Genomic DNA, 20,410 nt, shown 5'->3' on the forward strand with positions numbered 1-20,410 from the left:
GCGACGGGCTCGGCATGAGCGGCAGCGTCGCCGGACTCCTCACCTCCGTGCCCCCGCTCTGCTTCGCCCTCTTCGGCGTCATGGCGCCCCGGCTGGCCCGCCGCTTCGGCCCGCCCGCCGTGGTCTGCGCCGGCATGGCCGCCATCGCGACCGGTCTGCTGGTCCGCCCCTTCACCGGGGCCACCCCCGCGTTCCTGCTCTTCAGCGCCCTCGCACTGATGGGCATCGCGGTCAGCAACGTCCTGATGCCGGTCATCGTCAAGCGCTGGTTCCCCGACCGGGTCGGCACCATGACCGGCCTCTACTCCATGGCGCTGGCCGTCGGCACCTCCGCCGCGGCCGCCGTCACCGTGCCGCTGACCCGCGCCCTCGGTGACGACTGGCGCTTCGGCCTGCTGGTCTGGGCCGCCCTCGGTGTCGCCGCGGTCCTGCCCTGGCTTCTCTTCGCCCGCGAGCGGCAGGAGCAGGCCGCCCCCGCCCCCACCGGCGGGGCGCCGGCCGCCCGGCTCAGCATGGTCCGCAGCCCCACCGCCTGGGCCCTCGCGGTCTTCTTCGGCCTCCAGGCCACCGGCGCCTACATCACCATGGGGTGGATGGCGCAGATCTTCCGCGACGCCGGGGTCGCCGCCGGCACCGCCGGCATCCTGCTCGCCGTCACCATGGCCATGGGCATCCCGCTCGCCTTCGTCATCCCCCGCGTCGCCACCCGCCTGCCCCGCCAGGGCCCGGTCGTGGTCGTCCTCGGCACCTGCGGCCTCATCGGCTACGCCGGGCTCTACCTCTGGCCGGTCGGCGGCGCCTGGCTCTGGGCCGTGCTGCTCGGCATCTCCAACTGCGCCTTCCCGCTCGCCCTCACCATGATCGGCATGCGCGCCAGGACCGGCCCCGGGGTCGCCTCGCTCTCCGCCTTCGCCCAGAGCACCGGCTACCTCATCTCCATCCCCGGCCCGCTCCTGGTCGGCGTCCTCTACCAGCACAGCGGCGGCTGGAGCCTGCCCATCGCGCTGATGGCCGCCCTGATGGTGCCGCAGATCGTCGCCGGCATCCTCGCGGGCAAGAACCGCGTCATCGAGGACGAGGCCGCCGCGCGGGCCTGACCCGGGTCCACCGGGGCCGGGCGGCGGTGCGACACTGGGGGCCATGGGCGTACTGGAACCGAACCCTCCGAACGGGCAGCGCAAGTTTCTCGGCCTGCTCAGCCTGATACTCGGCATCAGCGTGATCATCGGCATCATCGCCACCATCGCCTCACCCTGAGGCGCCGGGGCCAGTGGGGCCCCCCCCCCTTCCCCCGGGAGGGGTTCGGCAGCCGCCCGACTGCCCGGCGGTGCCGCTGCCTCCGCCGTACGCGCCCGGCTGCCCGACTGTGTGGCCGTGTGGCTGCCCGACGGTGTGGCCCCGGCTCCTGGCGGCGGCTTCCCGCACCCGCTTTCCCACCCCCGGGAACAGACGCGACCCATCGCGACAGGGCGGGGTCGCCCGGAACGTGAGGACTTGGGCCCGGCTCGGACACGCTCACGTGACGCCACGGAAACAGCGGCTCCCTAATTTCTGTCAACCGACAGGAATTCAGCGCCCAAGGCAGGTGCCGCCGTGACCACGACCCTTCCCTCCGACCTGCGCCCCGACCCGCCGGAGTCCCCCGGCGACCGCTCCCTCGCCGAGTTCGGCTACCGCCAGGAACTGCACCGCAGCCTCGGCCGGTACGCCTCGTTCGCGGCCGGCTTCTCGTTCATCTCCGTCCTGACCACCGTCTTCCAGTTCTTCGCCTTCGGCTACGCGTTCGGGGGCCCCGTCTTCTTCTGGGCCTGGCCGATCGTCCTGACCGGACAGCTCCTGGTCGCCGCCTGCTTCGCCGAACTCGCCGCCCGTTACCCCATCTCGGGCGCGATCTACCAGTGGTCCTCGCGCCTGTCGAACCCCACCTTCGGCTGGTTCGCCGGCTGGATCATGGTGATCGGACAGATCGTGGTGGTCGCGGCAGCCGCACTGGCGCTCCAGATGGTGCTCCCCGCCATCTGGTCGGGCTTCCAGCTGATCGGCAGCGACCCCTCACCGGTCTCGGCCGACGGAGCCGCCAACGCTGCCGTCCTCGGTGTGGTCCTGCTGGTCCTCACCACGATCGTGAACCTCGTGGACAACCGGGTGATGTCCGTCGTCAACCGGGTCGGCGTGACCGCCGAGATCATCGGCGCGGTCCTCATCGTCGTCCTGCTGCTGACCCACTCGGAACGCTCCCCCGGGATCACCTTCCACACCGGGACCGCCGCCCAGTCCGGCCTGTTCGGCGCGCTGCTCGTGGGCTCGTTCACCGCGGCGTACGTGATGATCGGCTTCGACAGCGCGGGCGAGATGAGCGAGGAGACCCACAACCCCCGGCGCACCGCGCCCCGCACCATCCTCACCGCGCTGGGCGCCGCCGGCCTGCTCGGCGGACTGATCGTCCTCGGCGGACTGCTCGCCGCGCCGAGCCTCACCGACGGCCACCTGGGCGTCGACGGACTGAGCTACGTCCTCACCAGCAGCCTGGGCGACGGCGTCGGGCGCGCGCTGCTGGCCGACGTGGTGGTGGCGATCGCCGTCGCCACGCTGGCGATCCAGACCGCGGCCTGCCGGATGCTGTTCTCGATGGCCCGCGACGGGCAGCTCCCCTTCGCCCGCCGCCTCGCCAAGGTCAACACCCGCACCGGGATGCCCGGGGCGCCCGCCCTGGTCGTCGGCGTCCTCGCGGCGGCGCTGCTGCTGCTCAACTTCGCCTCCCCTGAGGCGTTCCTCGCGATCGGCACCACCTGCATCGTGATGCTGTACCTGGCGTACGCGATGGTCACCGGCCCGCTGCTGCTCCGCCGCCTGCGCGGCGGGTTCACCTCCGAGGGCACCGACGAGACGGGTGCCCGTCTGTTCTCCCTGGGCCGCTGGGGCGTCCCGGTGAACGTGCTGGCCCTGCTCTACGGACTGTTCATGACCGTCAACCTGGCCTGGCCCCGGGCCGCGGTGTACGACCCGGCGGGCGGCCACTGGTACTTCCTGTGGTTCACGGTGCTGTTCCTGCTGGTCACGGTGGGCGCCGGAGCGCTGTGGCGGGTGGCGTCCACACACCGCGGCCGATCAGTGACACCAGCTGCGGTCCCGGAAGCGGCGTCCTAGTGCCGTGGCAGGCAACGTTTGCCCGTGAAGGAGCGGCGTCCGGTGCGTGCTCTGGGGGTCCCCCCGGCCGGAGGCTGGGGGAGTGCCGGCCGGAGGCCCTCGACTGGACGTACTCGGGTCTTCGGCTGGTGCGGCGAGTGGGGGCACCTCCCCCGCCCTTACGGCAGTGGGGGAGCGTGCCGGGCGTCGCGACGGGGCGAACGTCGCCTGTCGCGGCACTAGCCGCGCTCGGCGGGCCGCGGGGTCGCGGGGGCCGTTGCGACGGGACGGAACCCGGGCTGTCGTACGGCGGACCGGATGGCCGTACGACAGCCCGGCGCCGCGCCCGGCAGAGCGCCGGGGCCACCCGACCGGGGCGGCGCCTCGGACGGCGAGGGGCCGTTCGACCAGGGCGGCGCCGGAGCGCGCGCCGAGGGCCGGTCCCGTGCTTGCGTGGACCGGCCCTCGGGCGCGGGGAGTCGCCCGGGACCGCACCTCGTACGCTTGCTCCCGATGAGACGCAAGCCCCGGATTCCGCCCTCTCCCCTGCCTCAGCGCGAGGGGATCGATCCGGTGCGGGTGCGGCTGCCCCACGAGGGTGACTGGGCCACGGTGCGAGAGCATCTCGCGGAGCGGCTCTCGGGGGCAGGTGCCGGGGTCGTCGACCGGATGTTCTCGGCGGGCCTGGTCGTCGGGGCGGACGGCCGGGCGGTCGCGGCCGACGCGGTGTTCGAGCCGGGGATGTTCGTCTGGTTCCACCGCGAGCTGCCCGCCGAGGTGCGGGTGCCGTTCCCGCTGGAGGTCGTGCACCGCGACGAGCACATCGTGGTCGTCGACAAGCCGCACTTCCTGGCCACCACACCCCGGGGCAGCCATGTCACCGAGACCGCGCTCGCACGGCTGCGGCGGGAGCTGGACCTCCCCGCCCTCGGTGCCGCCCACCGCCTGGACCGACTGACCGCCGGACTCCTGCTGTTCACCGTGCGACCGGAGGAACGCGGCGCGTACCAGTCGCTGTTCGGCGAGCGGAGAGTGCGCAAGGTGTACGAGGCCGTCGCGCCCCTCGACGTCTCGCTCACCCTGCCCCGGACCGTACGCAGCCGGATCCTCAAGGAGCGCGGAGTGCTGGCCGCCCGCGAGATCGACGGCGAGCCGAACGCGGTCACCCGGGTCGAACTGGCGGAGCACCGCCCGCTGCCGGACGGGCTGGGCCTCCTCGGCCGCTACCGCCTGCTGCCCGCCACGGGACAGACGCACCAGTTGCGCGTCCACATGAACACGCTCGGCGTGCCGATCCTCGGCGATCCGCTGTACCCGGTGGTGACCGGTCCCGTGCCGGCCGGTGACTTCCGGCGCCCGCTGCAACTGCTGGCACGGGAACTTGAGTTCACCGATCCGGTCACAGGGGTCGAGCACCGGTTCCGCAGTGGGCTGGAGCTCGGGGCCTGGGCCTCGTACGACCGCTGGTCGGCCGGTCAGTAGCCGCGCCACCACACCAGGAAGCGCCGCCAGGCCCCCATCGGGCGGGCCGGTTCGGCCGCGGGCTGCGCCGGAGCGGCCGCCACGGGCACCGGGTCCGGCAGCGGCGCCGGTGCCGGTGGCGCGGTCCGGACGGCCTGGGGCGGCGGGGTGCCGATCTGCCACGGGGCCCGCTGGGGTGGGACCGGGGCGTGGCTCGGTTTCTGCATCACGTCCTGCTGCGGCTTCGGCTCGAAGCGGACCGGCATCTCCACCAGGTGGCGTGAGGCGAGCGACTCGGTCCAGGACAACTCGTCCTCGTCGATGTCGAGTTCGACGTCCGGCAGCCGCATCAGCAGGGCGTCGACGCCGGTGTCGGCGATGGCGCGCCCGATGTCCTGGCCGGGGCACTCGTGCGGGCCGCCGCCGAAGGCGAGATGGGAGCGGTTGCCCTGCATGTGGGCGCCGAGGTCGGGGCGCACCCGGGGGTCGACGTTGCCGGGCGCGATGCCGAACAGCAGTCCGTCGCCCTTGCGGATGCGCCGGCCGCCGAGTTCGGTGTCCTGCTTGGCGAAGTAGGCGAAGACCGTGCTGAACGGCGGTTCGTCCCACAGGGACTGCTCGACCGCCTCGGGCACCGTCATCTGCCCGCCGTTGAGCTGCGCGCGGAAACGCGGGTCGGTGAGGACCATGCGCAGCACGTTGGCGATGAGGTTGGCGGTGGCCTCGTAGGCCGCCATGAGGACGACCCACAGGTGCTTGGTGACCTCGTCGTCGGTGAGGCCCGCCGGGTGGTTGACGAGGTGGCTGGCGAAGTCCTCCTCGGGCTGGGCGCGGCGGCGGACGGTGAGCCGCTGGAGGGCGGACATGACGTAGGCGTGGCTGGCGATGGCGGTCTCGGTGCCGCGGAGCATGTCGCGGGCGGCCTGCACCATGCGGTCGTTGTACTCCTCGGGCATGCCGAGGATCTCGCACAGCACGGCCATCGGCAGGTGCTCGGCGAACTGGCTGACCAGGTCGGCCGCGCCCTCCTCGCAGAACTCGTTGACCAGGCGCTGGGTGTAGCGGTTGATGTGCCGGCGGGTGCTGCGGTAGTCGATCGTCGAGATGGCGCCGGTGACCGCGCCGCGCAGCCGCAGGTGCTCGTCGCCCTCGGTGTGGGAGCAGATGGGCTCCCAGGCGATGTGCGGCATGAGCGGGTGGTCGGGCTTGACCATGCCCTCCAGGAGGGGTGTCCAGATGCGGCTGTCCCGGCAGAACTGGGAGGGCGTGCGTACCATGTGCAGGTTCTCGGCATGACCGAGGACCACCCACATCGGCACGTCGTCGTGCAGCAGCACGGGCGCCACCGGGCCGTGTTCCTCGCGCAGTTGGTCGTACAGGGAGCTCAGGTCCTCCGCGTCCGGGCCGTACAGCCGGCGCAGCCCCCCGGGGCCGCGGCCGTGGGCGGGGCAGCCGGGCGGCGGACCGGCCGTGGGGTCCTGCGTACCGGTGAGGGAGTGGGACTCAGACGTCACAGTGATCGCTCCGAAGTGGATCCGGGGTCTGGGCAGTCGGTGGATACGGGGGTGTGGGGCTATGGGGCTCTGGGCCATCGGGCTATGGGGCTATGGGGCTATCGGGCTATCGGGATGCGGCCGGGCGGGAGCCGGTCGGCGCGGCCGGGTCGGTCCGGCGGGTGTGACCGGCCGGGTCCTCAGGTGAGCGAGCCCGTCATCGCGAGGGAGTGCAGGAAGCGCATCAGGGTCATCAGGACGTCCCGGCTGGAGGCACGGCGGCGGGCGTCGCACTCGATGATGGGGATGTCCGGGCTCAGGTCGAGCGCCGCGCGCAGGTCCTCGACGGGGTGACGGGGTCCGTCCGGGAAGGTGTTGACGGCGACCACGAACGGCACACCGCGCTCCTCCAGTCGGTCCATGACCTCGAAGCTGACCTCCAGCCGGCGGGTGTCGATCAGCACGACCGCGCCGAGGGCGCCCTCGAACAGGCCGTTCCACAGGAACCAGAAGCGTTCCTGGCCGGGGGTGCCGAACAGGTACAGCACGAGCTGGTCGGTGATGCTGATCCGACCGAAGTCCATCGCCACGGTGGTGGCCGTCTTGGAGTCGGAGCCGTAGTTGTCGTCGACCCCGACGCCGGCCTGCGTCATGGTCTCCTCGGTGGTCAGCGGCCTGATCTCACTGACCGAGCCGACCATGGTCGTCTTGCCGACCCCGAAGCCGCCCACGATCACGATCTTCACGGCGGCCTGGGCCGTGTGCGGCAGGTGGTCCTCGGTCCGTGGACCCGTGATGGTGTCAGAGCTTTTGAAGTCCATGCATCACCGCTTCGAGGAGGGAACGGTCGGGGAGCGCCTGGCGGACGATCGGGGCGCGCGCCTGGACCAGTCCGGCCGTCAGCAGCTCGGTGAGCAGGACGGTCACCACGCTGTACGGCAGGTTGAGATAGGCCGAGATCTCGGCCACGGACAGGGGGGTCGAGCACAGCCGGACCAGGGCCGCCTGCTCGGGCTGCGCGGAGGGCGGGGGGTCGGCGCGTGCCACGATCAGCGTGACCAGGTCGAGTTCCGCGCGCTGCCCCTGGTCTCCGGCGCCGGTGAGCACGTAGAGCCGCTGGGGGTCCTTGCCGCCCTGTCTGGGCGGCGGTTCTGTTCGGGGGTGTCGCCGCCGGCGTTGCGGAGGAGTCATACGGTCTGGCCGTTGCGCCGGGGCGGGCTGGTGAGGTGTGCTCCGATCCGGACGACGAGGTCGCGCATGCGGTTGCTCATCAGGCCCGGCTCGGCGACCACGTCGGACAGGACCGCGAGGTAGGCGTTGGGGCCGGCGGCCATCAGGTAGAAGTAGCCGCCGTTGACCTCGATGATGACCATGCGCATCCGGCCGTCGCTGTCCGGGATCTCCTGGGCGACGGCTCCCGCCAGGCTCTGCAGGCCCGCACATGCCGCGGCGACGCGGTCGGCGGCGTCCTGTTCGCCGCCGTGGCGGGCGATGCGCAGGCCGTCGGCGGAGAGCACCACGATCATCTCGATACCGGGGACGCCGTCGGCGAGATCCTTCAGCATCCAGTCGAAGTTCGCTCGTTGCTGGATCACTTGAGGTCCCTCTCGTCGTCGGCCTCGATGCGGGCCGGCTCGTGTGTCGGCTGGGTGAATGCGGTCGGGTCCGGGGCGCCCTTGAGGCCGTCCATGAACGCCTCGACCCACAGCCCCGGTTCGGGGTCCTTCGGCGCCGGTTCCGGGGCGGGCGTCGACCAGATCGTGGGCCGGCCCTCGCGTTCGGCGCGCTCGATGGCCGCCTGCTCGGCGAGCCGCTGGGCGAGCGGGGTCTTGACCCGGCTGCGGCGCTGCGGCAGACCGCCCGCCGTCCACTCCGTGACCTCGGGAACGTCGTCCTCCATGGAGAGCGGCGCGGTGATGCGGGGGCTGGTGGGACGGCGCTTCTTGGGCGTGCGCTTGGGTCCTTCGAGCGCGCCGAGGTCGGTCTTGGGCGCGGCGGTGGCGCCGATGCCGTGGGCGAGGCCGGGGGCGTGGTCGGAGGTCATCATGTCGCTGGGCACCACGAGGACGGCGCGGACACCGCCGTAGGCCGAGGCCCGCAGCGAGACCTGCATCTTGTACGTCTTGCAGAGCCGGCCGACGACGGCCAGGCCCAGCCGGGGCGACTCGCCGAGGTCCTCCACGCCGCCGGTCCTGGCGCGTTCCAGCATGCCCTCGACCTGGGCGCGGGCCTCCTCGCTGAGACTGACGCCGGCATCCTCGATCTCGATGGCGACACCGGTCTGCACCTCGTGCGCGGTGACGTGCACCTTGGTCTGGGGCGGCGAGTAGCGCGTGGCGTTGTCGAGGAGTTCGGCCGCGGCGTGGATGAGGGGTTCGACGGCGGTGCCGCGGATGTTGACCTTGGCGATGGAGTGCAGCTCGATGCGGCGGTACTCCAGGATCCGGGACATCGCGCCGCGCATCACGCTGAACAGCGGCACGGGTTCGGGCCACTGGCGGCCGGGGCGGCCGCCGCCGAGGACGGAGATGGAGTCGGCGAGCCGGCCGATGAGCGCGGTGCCGTGGTCGATGCGCAGCAGGTCGTCGAAGACCTCGGGGTTGCGGCCGTGGTCCTCCTCCATCTCCCGCAGTTCGTTGGCCTGCTGGTGGACGATGGCCTGGACGCGGCGGGCGATGTTGACGAAGGAACGCTGCGCGGCGTCGCGCATCGACTCCTCGCGGTCGACGATGTCGAGCACCGTCTTCAGCAACGACACCTGTGCCTGGGGAAGTTCGCGGTAGGAGGGGTCGATGTCCCCGAGGTGGCGAATCACCTCTCCGGGGGAGTTTCCACCGCGCATCCGGTTCAGCGCGGCGGGCGCGATCTCCTTGGCGAAGCGGAGCATCTCCTGGTCGTGGGCGGCGATCCGCTGTTCCAGGTACGCGGTGTGACGGGTCTGCTCGGCGCTCAGGTCGCGCAGGGAGCGCCCGCGTCGGACCGCCGACGCGGCGGTGACGAGTACCAGCAGGGTGGCGGCGGCGCCGCACCAGCCGACGGCCGTCCGGGCCGGCTCCGCCACCACGGCGACGGCGGCTCCGGTAACCGCCGCCATCGCTATGGCGGGCAGCAACAGCACCCGTGCGTACGGGAGTTCACGGCGGTCTGGAGTGGGTCGAACACTCACCATGTGGGCCCTCTGAAACAAGTCGGCTGGGAGTCTGGGGTGTGCGGTGGGGGGTATGTCCAAGGAAATTCAGGATCTTCGGTATGTTTGGGAACAAGCGCACGAATACACCTCAACTCGGTGCGCTGCGGGCGAGCTTAGTCCGACCGGATCAAGGCCGTGTCATATTCGGCAAGCGCCTGAATCGCCCCTCGCGACAGGAGTACCCTCTGCCTCATTTATACGCTCAGCCTCCATTCGCACACGGAGCGTCACGGAGCACAGGCGTGCGAAAACCACTCACCGTGACGGGTGACGGGGTCCCCCGGACGGTCCGGGCGAGGGCCACCGGAGGGCCGGGGAGGGGCCCGGCGGACGCCCGGACGGGACCCGGCGGCGGTACGGGCGGGGCCCGACGACGGCTCAGGGCGGGACCCGCCTGAGGTACGGGCGGGACCCGGCGGACGCCCGAACCGGACCCGGTAGCGGCTCAGGCCGGACCCGGCGGCGGTTCAGGCGGAGGTTCCCTCAGACGCCGGCGATCCGGAGCGCCGCGTCCGCCGTGGCCTCGGCGAACACCGACACGGACCGCTCCGGATCGGAGCGGTGGACCAGGATGACCCCCTCGATCAGCCCGAACACGAGGTCCGTACGCAGATCGAGGTCGGTCTTGGCGAGCGCGCCCCCCGCGGCCGTGGCGGCGAGCAACTGCCGGTAGGCGTCCTTGAGTTCGGCACGTACGGCGTGGAAGCCGGCGAACTTCTCGGCCCGCACCTCGGGCAGCAGGTAGAGGCCGCCGAGGTTGTGCGGTCCGCCGCACAGCAACTCCACGTCCGTACGGCACAGCTTCCACAGCCGGCCCTCGGCCGGGGCCGTGTCGTCCGCGAGGAGGGAGCGGGCGTAGGCGAGGGAGGGCGTCACCGTGGACTCCAGGAGCGCGGCGAGCAGTTCCTCCTTGCCGGAGACGTAGTGGTACATGGAAGCCTGCCGCATGCCCGCCCGTTCGGCGACGGTCCGGGTGGTGGTGGCCGCGTAACCGCGGGTGGTGAACAACTCGGCGGCGGCCGCGAGCAGTTCCTCGCGCGGCCGCAGACCGCTGTCCGGCCGCTGCGCGGCCCGCGGCCGGCCGACCCGGCGGCCCGGCGGTTCCCCTGTCGTCCCCATGCGTTCGATCCTCGCACACGGCATCGCGGGCGATCTCCCGGCGACGACGTCACTGCCCCCGGGCGGACCCGGCAGCTTCGCGTGAGTGCTCGGTAACCCGGCGGCAACGCGAGGGCAACGCCCACGACCCGGCCCCCGCCTAATTTCTGTCGGGCGACAGAAATACAACGGAGCCGTCCGCCGGGACGGTCCCCCACCGGAGCCGGAGGTCCCGCGATGGCGACAGCGACCACTTACGGAGCCCGCGCCCATGCGCGTGCCCAGCAGGGCACGCGCACCGAGGCCATGCCCGTCGTACCGGCCGGGAGCTGGCCGGCGCCCCCCTGCGAGGCGGGCCACCTGGTGTGGGCCGAGACGGTCGCGGGCGGCAACTACACGCACCGGGTACTGGCCCGCGGCACCGAGCTGCGGCTGACCGACCTGCGGGGCGACGCCTGCGCCCACCTGCTGCTGTACGCGGCCGACCGGCCCTGGGAGCGGCTGAACGTCGCCGACACGGTCAAGGTCCAGTGGAACGCCTACCTCGGCGAGGACCGGCTGCTCCTGTCCGACCAGGGCCGGGTCCTCGCCTCGGTGGTCGCCGACAGCTCCGGCCGGCACGACGCCCTGTGCGGCACCTCCACGCTCGTGCGCAACACCGCGCGCTACGGCGACGGCGCCCCCCAGTCCCTCTCCCCCGCCGGCCGCGAGCTGTTCAAACTGGCGGCCGCGAAGAACGGCCTGGAGCCCCGCGACCTGCCGCCCTCACTCTCCTTCTTCCAGGGCGTCGAGGTCCGCGACGACGGCACCCTCGACTTCACCGGCTCCGCGGGCCCCGGCGGCAGCGTGACACTCCGCGCCGAGCAGGACGTGACCGTGCTGATCGCCAACGTGCCGCACCCCGCCGACCCCCGCCCGGACTACGTCAGCACCCCGCTGGAGGTGCTGGCCTGGCGCGCCGAGGCGACCGGGCCGGGCGACCCGCTGTGGGAGGCCACCCCGGAGGGCCGCCGCGCCTTCCTCAACACCGCCGAACTTCTCGCCGCGAGGGGGCTCGCATGAGCACGTCCGTCGTTCCCGCCCGGGCCGCCTGGTCGTCCGTCGTCCGCGCGGGCCAGACGCTCACCGTCACCGACCTGCACGGCAACCAGGCCGTCGACTTCCTCGTCTACGACGCCCACGACACGTCGGTGCGCTACAGCGCGCCCGACACGATCCACGCGCAGGGCGGCATCTTCCTCACCACCGGCAGCGTGCTGATGTCCAACGAGCACACCCCGCTGATGACAGTGACCGCCGACCAGGTGGGCCGGCACGACACGGTCGGCGGCGCCTGCTCCAAGGAGTCCAACACCCTCCGCTACGGCCACCACACCTGGTCGCAGCACGCCTGCGTGGACAACTTCCTCGCGGAGGGCGCGAAGTACGGACTCGGCAAGCGGGACCTGGTGTCCAACATCAACTGGTACATGAACGTGCCGGTCGAGAAGGACGGCACCCTCGGCATCGTCGACGGCCTCTCGGCTGCGGGCCTGAAGCTGACCCTGCGCGCCGAGCGGGACGTGCTCGTCCTGGTCTCCAACTGCCCCCAGATCAACAACCCGTGCAACGGCTTCGAGCCGACGGCGGTGGAGATGACCGTCACCGCCGCCGACACCGAGGCGGGCACCGCATGACCTTCGACACGCTGCTGGTCGCCAACCGGGGCGAGATCGCGGTCCGCGTCATCCGCACCGCCCGCGAACTGGGCCTGCGCACGGTCGCCGTGTACTCCGACCCCGACCGCTCCGCGCCGCACGTCCGGCTCGCCGACGAGGCGGTGCGGCTCGGTCCGGCGCCCGCGAAGGAGTCGTACCTCGACGCGGACCTGGTCCTGAAGGCGGCCAAGGACACGGGCGCCGGCGCCATCCACCCCGGGTACGGCTTCCTGTCCGAGGACGCGGCCTTCGCACGCCGCTGCGAGGACGCCGGGATCGTGTTCGTCGGCCCGACACCCGGGCAACTGGAGCTGTTCGGTGCCAAGCACACGGCCCGGGCGGCGGCCGAGGCGGCCGGAGTACCCCTGGCACCGGGCACCGGACTGCTGGCATCCCTGGACGAAGCCCTCGAACGGGCGGGCGCGATCGGCTACCCGGTCATGCTCAAGGCGACCGGCGGTGGCGGCGGCATCGGCATGTCGGCCTGCCACTCCGCCGGCGAACTCGCCGACGCCTGGGAGCGGGTGCAGCGCGTCGCCGCCGCCTCCTTCTCCCTGGCCGGCGTGTTCCTGGAACGTCTCGTCGAGCGCGCCCGCCACGTCGAGGTCCAGGTCTTCGGCGACGGCGAGGGCCGGGTCGTCACCTTCGGCGACCGCGACTGCTCCCTGCAGCGCCGCAACCAGAAGGTGCTGGAGGAGGCACCGGCGCCCGGCCTGCCCGCGCACGTGCGCGCCCAACTCGCCGACGCCGCCCGCGACCTGTGCGCCTTGGTCGGCTACCGCTCCGCCGGAACGGTCGAGTTCGTGTACGACGCGACCCGCGAGGAGGCGTACTTCCTGGAGGTCAACACCCGCCTCCAGGTCGAACACCCGGTCACCGAGGAGGTCTACGGCGTCGACCTGGTCGCCTGGATGCTGCGCCTGGCCCGCGGTGAGGCGGACGTCGTCCGCGAGCCCGGCCGGCCCCGCGGTCACGCCGTCGAGGCCCGCCTGTACGCCGAGGACCCCTCACGCGAACACCGGCCGAGCGCGGGCCTGTTGACACGGGTGGAGTTCCCGCCGGGGGTCCGCGTGGACGGCTGGGTGGAGACCGGCACCGAGGTGACGACGTCGTACGACCCGATGCTCGCGAAGATCGTCGCGTACGGCTCCGACCGGGCGCACGCCCTCGAACGGCTGGACGAGGCGCTGGCCCGCACCCGGGTCGACGGCATCGAGACGAACCTGGGGCTCGTGCGGGCCGCGCTCACGCACCGGGACTTCCGCGCCGCCGCCCACTCCACGGCGACCCTCGCGACCGTGACCGACCCGACGCCGCGCGTCGAGGTCGTCTCCGGCGGGACACTCACCACCGTCCAGGACTGGCCTGGCCGCACCGGCTACTGGCAGGTCGGCGTGCCGCCCTGCGGCCCGATGGACGACCTGTCCTTCCGGCTCGGCAACCGGGCGCTCGGCAACCACGAGGGCGCGCCGGGACTCGAATGCACCCTCAAGGGGCCCGCCCTCCGGTTCACCCACCCCACCACCGTGTGCGTCACGGGCGCCCCCGCCCCCGTGACCGTGGACGGCGCACCGGCCGCGCAGTGGGAGCCGGTGACGGTGCCCGCCGGCGCCGTACTGGAGATCGGCGCTCCCGCCGAGCACGGCCTGCGCACCTACCTCCTCGTCGCGGGCGGCCTCGACATACCGGCGTATCTGGGCAGCGCGAGCACCTTCACCCTGGGCCGCTTCGGCGGTCACGGGGGGCGGGCGCTGCGCACCGGCGACGTCCTGCACGGCGGAACGGTCCGCGAGGGCACGCCGGTGCCGGCCACCGACCGCCCCGCCTTCGGCGCCGTCTGGCACGTGGCCGCCGCCGAAGGCCCGCACGCGGCACCGGAGTTCTTCACCGAGGAGGACATCCACGACTTCTACGCCGCCGACTGGAAGGTCCACTTCAACTCGGCGCGCACCGGTGTCCGCCTGGTCGGCCCCAAGCCGCGCTGGGCACGCTCCGACGGCGGCGAGGCGGGGCTGCACCCGTCCAACATCCACGACACCCCGTACTCCGTCGGCGCGGTCGACTACACCGGTGACATGCCGGTCCTGCTCGGCCCCGACGGTCCCTCCCTCGGCGGGTTCGTCTGCCCGGCGACGGTGACCAGCGGCGAGCGCTGGAAGCTGGGCCAGCTGCGGCCCGGCGACACGGTCCGCTTCACCCCGGTGGACGTCACGGGGGCGCCCCGCCCGGCCATCGTCGACGGCGGGATACTCGCCCGGGACGGCGACGTCACCTACCGGCGCAGCGGGGACGACAACCTGCTCATCGAGTTCGGCCCCATGCAGCTGGACCTGGCCCTGCGGATGCGCGTCCACGCCCTGATGGAGGCGGTCACCGACGCCTGCCTCGACGGGGTCACCGACCTCACCCCCGGCATCCGCTCCCTCCAGGTCCGGACCGACCCGCGCCGGCTGCCGCAGCACGAACTCCTCACCGCCGTACGGGAGATCATCACCGGCCTGCCGCCGACCGACGAGCTGGTCGTGCCCTCCCGCACGGTCCACCTCCCGCTCTCCTGGGACGACCCGGCCACCCGCGAGGCCATCGCCCGCTACATGGCGGGCGTCCGCGACGACGCGCCCTGGTGCCCGTGGAACATCGAGTTCATCCGCCGCGTCAACGGCCTCGACGCGGTGGCGGACGTGTACGACACGGTCTTCGACGCGGAGTACCTGGTCCTCGGCCTCGGCGACGTCTACCTCGGTGCCCCGGTGGCCACCCCCCTGGACCCGCGGCACCGTCTGGTCACCACCAAGTACAACCCGGCGCGCACCTGGACCGCCGAGAACTCCGTCGGCATCGGCGGCGCCTACCTGTGCGTCTACGGCATGGAGGGCCCCGGCGGCTACCAGTTCGTCGGCCGTACGACCCAGGTGTGGTCGGGCTGGCAGCAGCGCGGCGCGTTCGAACCGGGCTCCCCCTGGCTGCTGCGGTTCTTCGACCGGATCAAGTGGTATCCGGTCGAGGCGGACGAACTCCTCGAACTGCGCGCCGACATCACCTCCGGCCGCTTCGTACCGCGCATCGAGGAGGGCACCTTCTCGCTCGCCGGCCACGAGGCGTTCCTCGCCGGGAACGCCGCGTCCATCGCGGAGTTCCGCTCCCGGCAGCGGACGGCCTTCGCGGCGGAGCGGGACGCGTGGGAGACGGCGGGCGAGTTCGCGCGCGCCGACGCGGCGGCGGCACCGGCCGCTCCCCCGGCGGAGGTCACCGTGCCCGCGGGCGGCCGGCTCGTCGAGGCCGAGTTCGCCGCCTCGGTCTGGCAGCTGAACGTCGCACCCGGCGACACGGTGACCGCCGGACAGCCGCTTCTGGCCCTGGAGGCGATGAAGATGGAATCCAGGGTGCACGCGCCGGTCGCCGGCGTGGTGGCGGACATCCTGGCGAAGCCGGGAGACCAGGTGGAGGCGGGCACGGCGCTCCTCGTGCTCGCCCCGGCCCCGAACTGAAAACCGAGGAACAGCGCATGTCCAGCACCCTCTCCCGCGTCGACGCCGCCTACGCCCGCCTCGACGCCGTCCACCGCCCGGAGATCTGGATCGGCCTGCGCCCGCGGGCCGAGGTCGAGGCGGAGGCCCGCGCGCTCGACGCGCGGGTGTCCGCCGGCGAGCGGCTCCCGCTCGCCGGACGCCTGCTCGCCGTCAAGGGCAACATCGACGTGGCCGGACTGCCCACCACCGCGGGCTGCCCGTCGTACGCCTACGAGCCGCAGGCCGACGCGCCGGCGGTCGCCCGCCTCCGCGCGGCCGGCGCGATCGTGCTGGGCACCACCAACCTCGACCAGTTCGCGACGGGCCTGGTCGGCACCCGCTCGCCCTACGGCGCGGTACGCGGCGCCCACGACCCGGCGAGGATCAGCGGCGGCTCGAGTTCCGGCTCCGCCGTCGCGGTGGCCCTGGGCCTCGTGGACCTGGCGCTGGGCACCGACACCGCGGGCTCGGGCCGGGTCCCGGCCGCCTTCAACGGCGTCGTCGGCCTCAAACCGACCCGCGGCCTGGTCCCGACGACCGGAGTCGTTCCGGCCTGCGCCTCCCTCGACTGCGTCACGGTGTTCGCCCGCACCCTCCCGGAGGCCGAACAGGCGCTGTCGTACATGGCGTCGCCCTCGGCCCGCGACCTGCCCCCGCTCCCGCAGCGCGCTCCCGGGCCGTGGCGCGTCGCGGTCCCGGCCCGGGAGCAGCTCGGCGAACTGGACGAGGGCTGGGTGGAGGCCTACGAAGCCGCCGTCACCCGGCTGGGCGCGGCGGGCGCCGACCTCCGCACCCTCGACCTCGCCCCCTTCACCGAGGCCGCCGCGATGCTCTACGAGGGCGCGTTCGTGGCCGAGCGCTATACAGCGGTGGGTGGTTTTGTCGACAAGGCAATCTCCGAAGGCGACGAGTCCCTCGATCCCACCGTCGCCGGCATCATCACCCGCGCCCGTGACATCCCGGCCCACCGGCTCTTCACCGACCACGACCGCCTGGCCGCCCTGCGCACCCGGGCCCTGGCCGAACTGGGCGACGCGGACGCCGTGTTGCTGCCCACCGCACCCGGCCATCCCACCCTCGCCGAGGTCGCCGCCGACCCGCTGGGCAGCAACGCCCGGCTGGGCCGCTTCACCAACTCCACGAACCTCTTCGACCTGGCGGCCGTCGCCGTCCCGGCGGGCGAGGTGAACGGGCTGCCCTTCGGCGTCATGCTGGTCGGCCCGGCGTTCACCGACGAACGACTGGCCCGCGTCGCGGCCCTCCTGCGGCCGGTGACCCACCTGGCCGTCGTCGGCGCCCACCTCACGGGCCAGCCCCTGAACCCACAGCTGCTCTCCGTGGGCGCCCGCCTCGACCGTACGACCACGACGGCCCCCGTCTACCGCCTGTACGCCCTGCGCACGGACCCGCCCAAGCCCGGCCTGGTCCACGTCGGCGAGGGCGGCGCCCCCATCGAGACGGAGATCTGGCAGCTCCCCCCGGAGGGCCTGGGCCACCTGCTGACCACCCTCCCCCGCCCCATGGCCCTGGGCAGGATCCACCTCTCCGACGGCACCCACACCCCGGGCTTCCTCTGCGAACCCTCAGCCCTGACAGCCGCCGAAGACATCACCCACCACAAAGGCTGGCGCCCCTACCTGACGACCTGACCCGTCAGGACGCGGAACCGAGGCAACAGACCGCAGCCCCAACCCCCTCGGGAACGCGGGGCGAAGCAACAGGCCCCGCCCCAACCCCCTCAGGAACGCGGGGCGAAGCATCAGGCCCCCGCCCCAACCCCCTCAGGGGCGCGGGGAACTGCGCGACCGGCCCCGACAGACCCGCGCCCGGCACACCGGCCGAGACCCCCCGCAGGGGCGCGGGGAACTGCGCAACACGCCCCGACGCCCCGCACCTCACATCACCGCCCGGCTGCCCCACCCGCCGTACGGCGACGTCACCCCACAGACGAGTACGCCACAACCCCCCGCAACAACTCGTCAACGGCCTTACGCGCGACCTTCCCCACACTGGAGCCCTCCGCAGGAGAAGCCGCCGAGATCTGCCCCAGCACGTCGATCACCTGCTTGCACCACCGCACGAAGTCCCCCGCCGGCATCTCCACCTCCCGCAGCACCTCGTCGAGGCCCTTCCCGGACGCCCACATGTACGCGGCCCAGGCGAAGCCGAGGTCCGGCTCGCGCTGGCCGACGCCCTCGGTCTGGTTGATCCGGAAGTCCTCCTCCAGGGCGTCGAGACGACCCCAGATCCGGACCATCTCGCCGAGCGCGGCCTTCGCCTTGCCGGCGGGCACCTTCGGCGCCGTCGCGTCGTCACTGGCCCTCGCCTCGAACACCAACGCCGAGACGCACGCGGCGAGTTCCGCCGGGGCCAGGCCCTCCCAGACACCGGCCCGCAGGCATTCGCTGGCCAGCAGGTCGAGTTCGCCGTAGAGCCGGGCGAGCCGCCTGCCGTGCTCGGTGACCTCGTCGCCGCGCAGGTAGTCGAGTTCGGTCAGCAGCGCGACGATCCGGTCGAAGGTGCGGGCGATCGTGTTCGTACGTCCCTCGATGCGCCGCTCCAACTGCGAGGTGTCCCGCAGCAGCCGGTGGTACCGCTCCGCCCAACGCGCGTGGTCCTCGCGGTCGTTGCACCCATGGCACGGATGCGCCCGGATCGCCGTGCGCAGCCGGGCGATCTCACGGTCGTCGGCGGCCTGGGACCGCTTCTTGCGGGCCCGCTCCGGCGGGATGTGCCCGGCCTTGGTGCGCAGCGCGGAGGCGAGGTCCCGACGCGACTGCGGGGACCGCGCGTTGAAGGACTTCGGGATCCGCATCCGGTCGAGTGCCTCGACGGGCACCGGGAAGTCCATCGAGGCCAGCCGCTTGACCTGCCGCTCGGCGGTCAGCACCAGGGGGCGCGGACCGTCGTGCTGCTCGAAGCCGCGGTGGCCGTTGGAGCGCCCGGCGGGCAGCCCCGGGTCCAGCACGAGGGCGAGGCCCGCGAACCGGCCGGTGGGCACGTGGATGATGTCACCGGGCTTGAGCTTCTCCAGCGCGACGGCCGCCTCGGCCCGGCGTTCGACGGCGCCCTGCCGGGCCAGCTCGGTCTCGCGGTCGCTGAGTTCGCGGCGCAGCCGCGCGTACTCCTCGAAGTCGCCGAGGTGGCAGGTCATGGACTCCTTGTAGCCCTCCAGCCCTTCCTCGTTGCGCTGCACCTGACGCGAGATGCCGACCACCGACTTGTCGGCCTGGAACTGCGCGAAGGACGTCTCGAGGAGTTCGCGCGAACGGTGCCGCCCGAACTGCTCGACCAGGTTGACCGCCATGTTGTACGACGGCTTGAAGCTGGAGCGCAGCGGATAGGTGCGGGTCCCGGCCAGGCCGGCGAGGTGCTCGGGGCTGCTGCCGCGCTGCCACAGCACGACCGCGTGTCCCTCGACGTCGATGCCGCGCCGGCCGGCCCGGCCGGTGAGCTGCGTGTACTCGCCGGGGGTGATGTCGGCGTGCTGCTCGCCGTTCCACTTGACGAGCTTCTCCAGCACCACCGAGCGCGCGGGCATGTTGATGCCGAGGGCGAGGGTCTCCGTCGCGAACACGGCCTTCACCAGGCCGCGTACGAAGAGTTCCTCGACGACCTCCTTGAACGTGGGCAGCATGCCGGCGTGGTGGGCGGCGATGCCGCGCTCCAGGCCCTCCAGCCACTCGTAGTAGCCGAGGACGTGGAGATCCTCCGTCGGGATGGAGGCCGTGCGCTCCTCGACGAGGGCCCGCACCTGTTCCCGCGCCTCCTCGTCGTTGAGCCGAAGACCCGCGAACAGGCACTGCTGTACGGCTGCCTCGCAGGCGGCGCGGCTGAAGATGAAGGTGATGGCGGGGAGCAGGTCCTCGTTGTCGAGCCGTTCGATGACCTCGGGCCGGCTGGGCGTCCACACCCGGGAGCGCTGTCTGCGCTCGCGTTCGCGGTCGGCCTCACGCATGGCGCGGCCCCGCCTGCGGTCCTGGTAGGAGGGGCGGCTGGCCTCCATCCGGGCCAGGCGGGTGAGGTCGGGGTTGACGGCCTTCTTGTGGCCCTCGCCCTCCTCGAACAGGTCGTACATCCGGCGCCCGGCGAGCACGTGCTGGAACAGCGGTACGGGCCGGTGCTCGGAGACGATCACCTGGGTGTCACCGCGGACGGTGTCCAGCCAGTCGCCGAACTCCTCGGCGTTGGACACGGTCGCCGACAGGGAGACGAGGGTGACCGACTCGGGCAGGTGGATGATCACCTCCTCCCACACGGCGCCGCGGAAGCGGTCGGAGAGGTAGTGCACCTCGTCCATCACGACGTAGCCCAGGCCGAGGAGGGTCTGCGAGCCGGCGTACAGCATGTTGCGCAGCACCTCGGTGGTCATCACGATCACCGGTGCGTCGGAGTTGACGCTGTTGTCGCCGGTCAGCAGGCCGACCTTGTCGGCGCCGTACCGGCGGGACAGGTCGGCGTACTTCTGGTTCGACAGCGCCTTGATGGGGGTGGTGTAGAAGCACTTCTTGCCCTGCTGGAGGGCGAGGTGGACGGCGAACTCGCCGACGATCGTCTTGCCCGAGCCGGTGGGCGCGGCCACCAGGACACCCTTGCCGCCTTCGAGTGCCTGGCAGGCCTCGATCTGGAAGGGGTCGAGGCCGAAGTCGTACATCTCGCGGAAGCCCGCGAGCGAGGTGGCCTGCTCGACAGCGCGCTTACGGGCTGCCGCGTACCGCTCGGCCGGTGAGAGATCCTCTGTCATCGTGCTTTCGAGCGTACCGGGCGCCACTGACAACAGGACGATCATTATCCGGATCTACCGCCGGCACCCGCGGCCCACCGTGGACGAGGACC

General features: G+C 72.6%; 15 protein-coding genes. 8 read left to right on the forward strand and 7 right to left on the reverse strand.

Features of this window, described 5'->3' with window-relative positions:
- The 4 genes from AC07AZ_RS36240 to AC07AZ_RS36255 form a co-directional block, all read left to right on the forward strand.
- On the forward strand, positions 1-1,097 hold a 1,097-nt coding region (locus AC07AZ_RS36240; RefSeq protein ID WP_478855012.1), incomplete at its 5' end, for a CynX/NimT family MFS transporter.
- Positions 1,098-1,140: 43 nt separating this feature from the next.
- Positions 1,141-1,257: an SGM_5486 family transporter-associated protein gene (locus AC07AZ_RS36245; RefSeq protein WP_003947372.1), complete on the forward strand. Its 117-nt coding sequence runs from the start codon at positions 1,141-1,143 to the stop codon at positions 1,255-1,257.
- Positions 1,258-1,593: 336 nt separating this feature from the next.
- Positions 1,594-3,147, forward strand: coding sequence for an amino acid permease (locus AC07AZ_RS36250; protein WP_478855013.1), 1,554 nt, complete (start codon positions 1,594-1,596; stop codon positions 3,145-3,147).
- 492 nt (positions 3,148-3,639) lie between these two features.
- Positions 3,640-4,608 (forward strand): pseudouridine synthase, encoded by a 969-nt coding sequence (locus AC07AZ_RS36255; protein WP_478855014.1) that lies wholly within the window; start codon positions 3,640-3,642, stop codon positions 4,606-4,608.
- Here the strand turns inward: AC07AZ_RS36255 and AC07AZ_RS36260 are convergent.
- The 6 genes from AC07AZ_RS36260 to AC07AZ_RS36285 form a co-directional block, all read right to left on the reverse strand.
- Positions 4,602-6,101, reverse strand: coding sequence for a cytochrome P450 (locus AC07AZ_RS36260; RefSeq protein ID WP_478855015.1), 1,500 nt, complete (start codon positions 6,099-6,101; stop codon positions 4,602-4,604). The two genes, AC07AZ_RS36255 and AC07AZ_RS36260, sit on opposite strands and share 7 nt — an antisense overlap.
- Positions 6,102-6,280: 179 nt before the next feature.
- Entirely contained in the window at positions 6,281-6,901 is a 621-nt protein-coding gene (locus tag AC07AZ_RS36265) for a GTP-binding protein (RefSeq protein ID WP_478855016.1), read from the reverse strand.
- Positions 6,882-7,271: a DUF742 domain-containing protein gene (locus AC07AZ_RS36270; protein WP_478855017.1), complete on the reverse strand. Its 390-nt coding sequence runs from the start codon at positions 7,269-7,271 to the stop codon at positions 6,882-6,884. Before AC07AZ_RS36270 ends, AC07AZ_RS36265 begins: the two co-directional genes overlap by 20 nt.
- The gene (locus AC07AZ_RS36275; protein WP_478855018.1) at positions 7,268-7,675 is read right to left on the reverse strand and encodes a roadblock/LC7 domain-containing protein; all 408 of its coding nucleotides are present in this window, start codon (positions 7,673-7,675) and stop codon (positions 7,268-7,270) included. Before AC07AZ_RS36275 ends, AC07AZ_RS36270 begins: the two co-directional genes overlap by 4 nt.
- On the reverse strand, positions 7,672-9,249 hold the full coding sequence (locus AC07AZ_RS36280) for a sensor histidine kinase (protein WP_478855019.1): 1,578 nt from the start codon (positions 9,247-9,249) through the stop codon (positions 7,672-7,674). Before AC07AZ_RS36280 ends, AC07AZ_RS36275 begins: the two co-directional genes overlap by 4 nt.
- Positions 9,250-9,753: 504 nt before the next feature.
- On the reverse strand, positions 9,754-10,389 hold the full coding sequence (locus AC07AZ_RS36285) for a TetR/AcrR family transcriptional regulator (protein ID WP_478855020.1): 636 nt from the start codon (positions 10,387-10,389) through the stop codon (positions 9,754-9,756).
- 216 nt (positions 10,390-10,605) lie between these two features.
- On the opposite strand from AC07AZ_RS36285, the gene AC07AZ_RS36290 reads away from it, so the two are divergent.
- Genes AC07AZ_RS36290 through atzF form a run of 4 tightly spaced genes read left to right on the forward strand, consistent with a single transcriptional unit; the run spans position 10,606 to position 17,223 of the window.
- Positions 10,606-11,430, forward strand: coding sequence for an urea amidolyase associated protein UAAP1 (locus tag AC07AZ_RS36290; RefSeq protein ID WP_478855021.1), 825 nt, complete (start codon positions 10,606-10,608; stop codon positions 11,428-11,430).
- Positions 11,427-12,044 carry an urea amidolyase associated protein UAAP2 gene (locus AC07AZ_RS36295; RefSeq protein ID WP_478855022.1) on the forward strand — a complete coding sequence of 206 codons (618 nt, stop codon included), beginning with the start codon at positions 11,427-11,429 and terminating at the stop codon, positions 12,042-12,044. Before AC07AZ_RS36290 ends, AC07AZ_RS36295 begins: the two co-directional genes overlap by 4 nt.
- Positions 12,041-15,553 (forward strand): 5-oxoprolinase/urea amidolyase family protein, encoded by a 3,513-nt coding sequence (locus tag AC07AZ_RS36300; protein WP_478855023.1) that lies wholly within the window; start codon positions 12,041-12,043, stop codon positions 15,551-15,553. Before AC07AZ_RS36295 ends, AC07AZ_RS36300 begins: the two co-directional genes overlap by 4 nt.
- Before the next feature lie 17 nt (positions 15,554-15,570).
- Entirely contained in the window at positions 15,571-17,223 is a 1,653-nt protein-coding gene (gene atzF / locus AC07AZ_RS36305) for an allophanate hydrolase (RefSeq protein ID WP_478855024.1), read from the forward strand.
- Between the two features lie 287 nt (positions 17,224-17,510).
- Here atzF and AC07AZ_RS36310 read toward each other — a convergent pair whose 3' ends face one another.
- Complete coding sequence (locus AC07AZ_RS36310; RefSeq protein WP_478855025.1) at positions 17,511-20,363, reverse strand: DEAD/DEAH box helicase; 2,853 nt, start codon at positions 20,361-20,363, stop codon at positions 17,511-17,513.
- Between the last annotated feature and the right edge of the window lie 47 nt (positions 20,364-20,410).

Source organism: Streptomyces sp. NPDC043878 (genome assembly GCF_056435735.1).

Coding starts and splice junctions, on each gene's coding strand:
- AC07AZ_RS36285 (WP_478855020.1), bottom strand. CDS start 10,389: ATGGGGACGACAGGGGAACCGCCGGGCCGCCGGGTCGGCCGGCCGCGG.
- AC07AZ_RS36310 (WP_478855025.1), bottom strand. CDS start 20,363: ATGATCGTCCTGTTGTCAGTGGCGCCCGGTACGCTCGAAAGCACGATG.
- AC07AZ_RS36280 (WP_478855019.1), bottom strand. CDS start 9,249: ATGGTGAGTGTTCGACCCACTCCAGACCGCCGTGAACTCCCGTACGCA.
- AC07AZ_RS36270 (WP_478855017.1), bottom strand. CDS start 7,271: ATGACTCCTCCGCAACGCCGGCGGCGACACCCCCGAACAGAACCGCCG.
- atzF (WP_478855024.1), top strand. CDS start 15,571: ATGTCCAGCACCCTCTCCCGCGTCGACGCCGCCTACGCCCGCCTCGAC.
- AC07AZ_RS36255 (WP_478855014.1), top strand. CDS start 3,640: ATGAGACGCAAGCCCCGGATTCCGCCCTCTCCCCTGCCTCAGCGCGAG.
- AC07AZ_RS36300 (WP_478855023.1), top strand. CDS start 12,041: ATGACCTTCGACACGCTGCTGGTCGCCAACCGGGGCGAGATCGCGGTC.
- AC07AZ_RS36290 (WP_478855021.1), top strand. CDS start 10,606: ATGGCGACAGCGACCACTTACGGAGCCCGCGCCCATGCGCGTGCCCAG.
- AC07AZ_RS36265 (WP_478855016.1), bottom strand. CDS start 6,901: ATGGACTTCAAAAGCTCTGACACCATCACGGGTCCACGGACCGAGGAC.
- AC07AZ_RS36245 (WP_003947372.1), top strand. CDS start 1,141: ATGGGCGTACTGGAACCGAACCCTCCGAACGGGCAGCGCAAGTTTCTC.
- AC07AZ_RS36295 (WP_478855022.1), top strand. CDS start 11,427: ATGAGCACGTCCGTCGTTCCCGCCCGGGCCGCCTGGTCGTCCGTCGTC.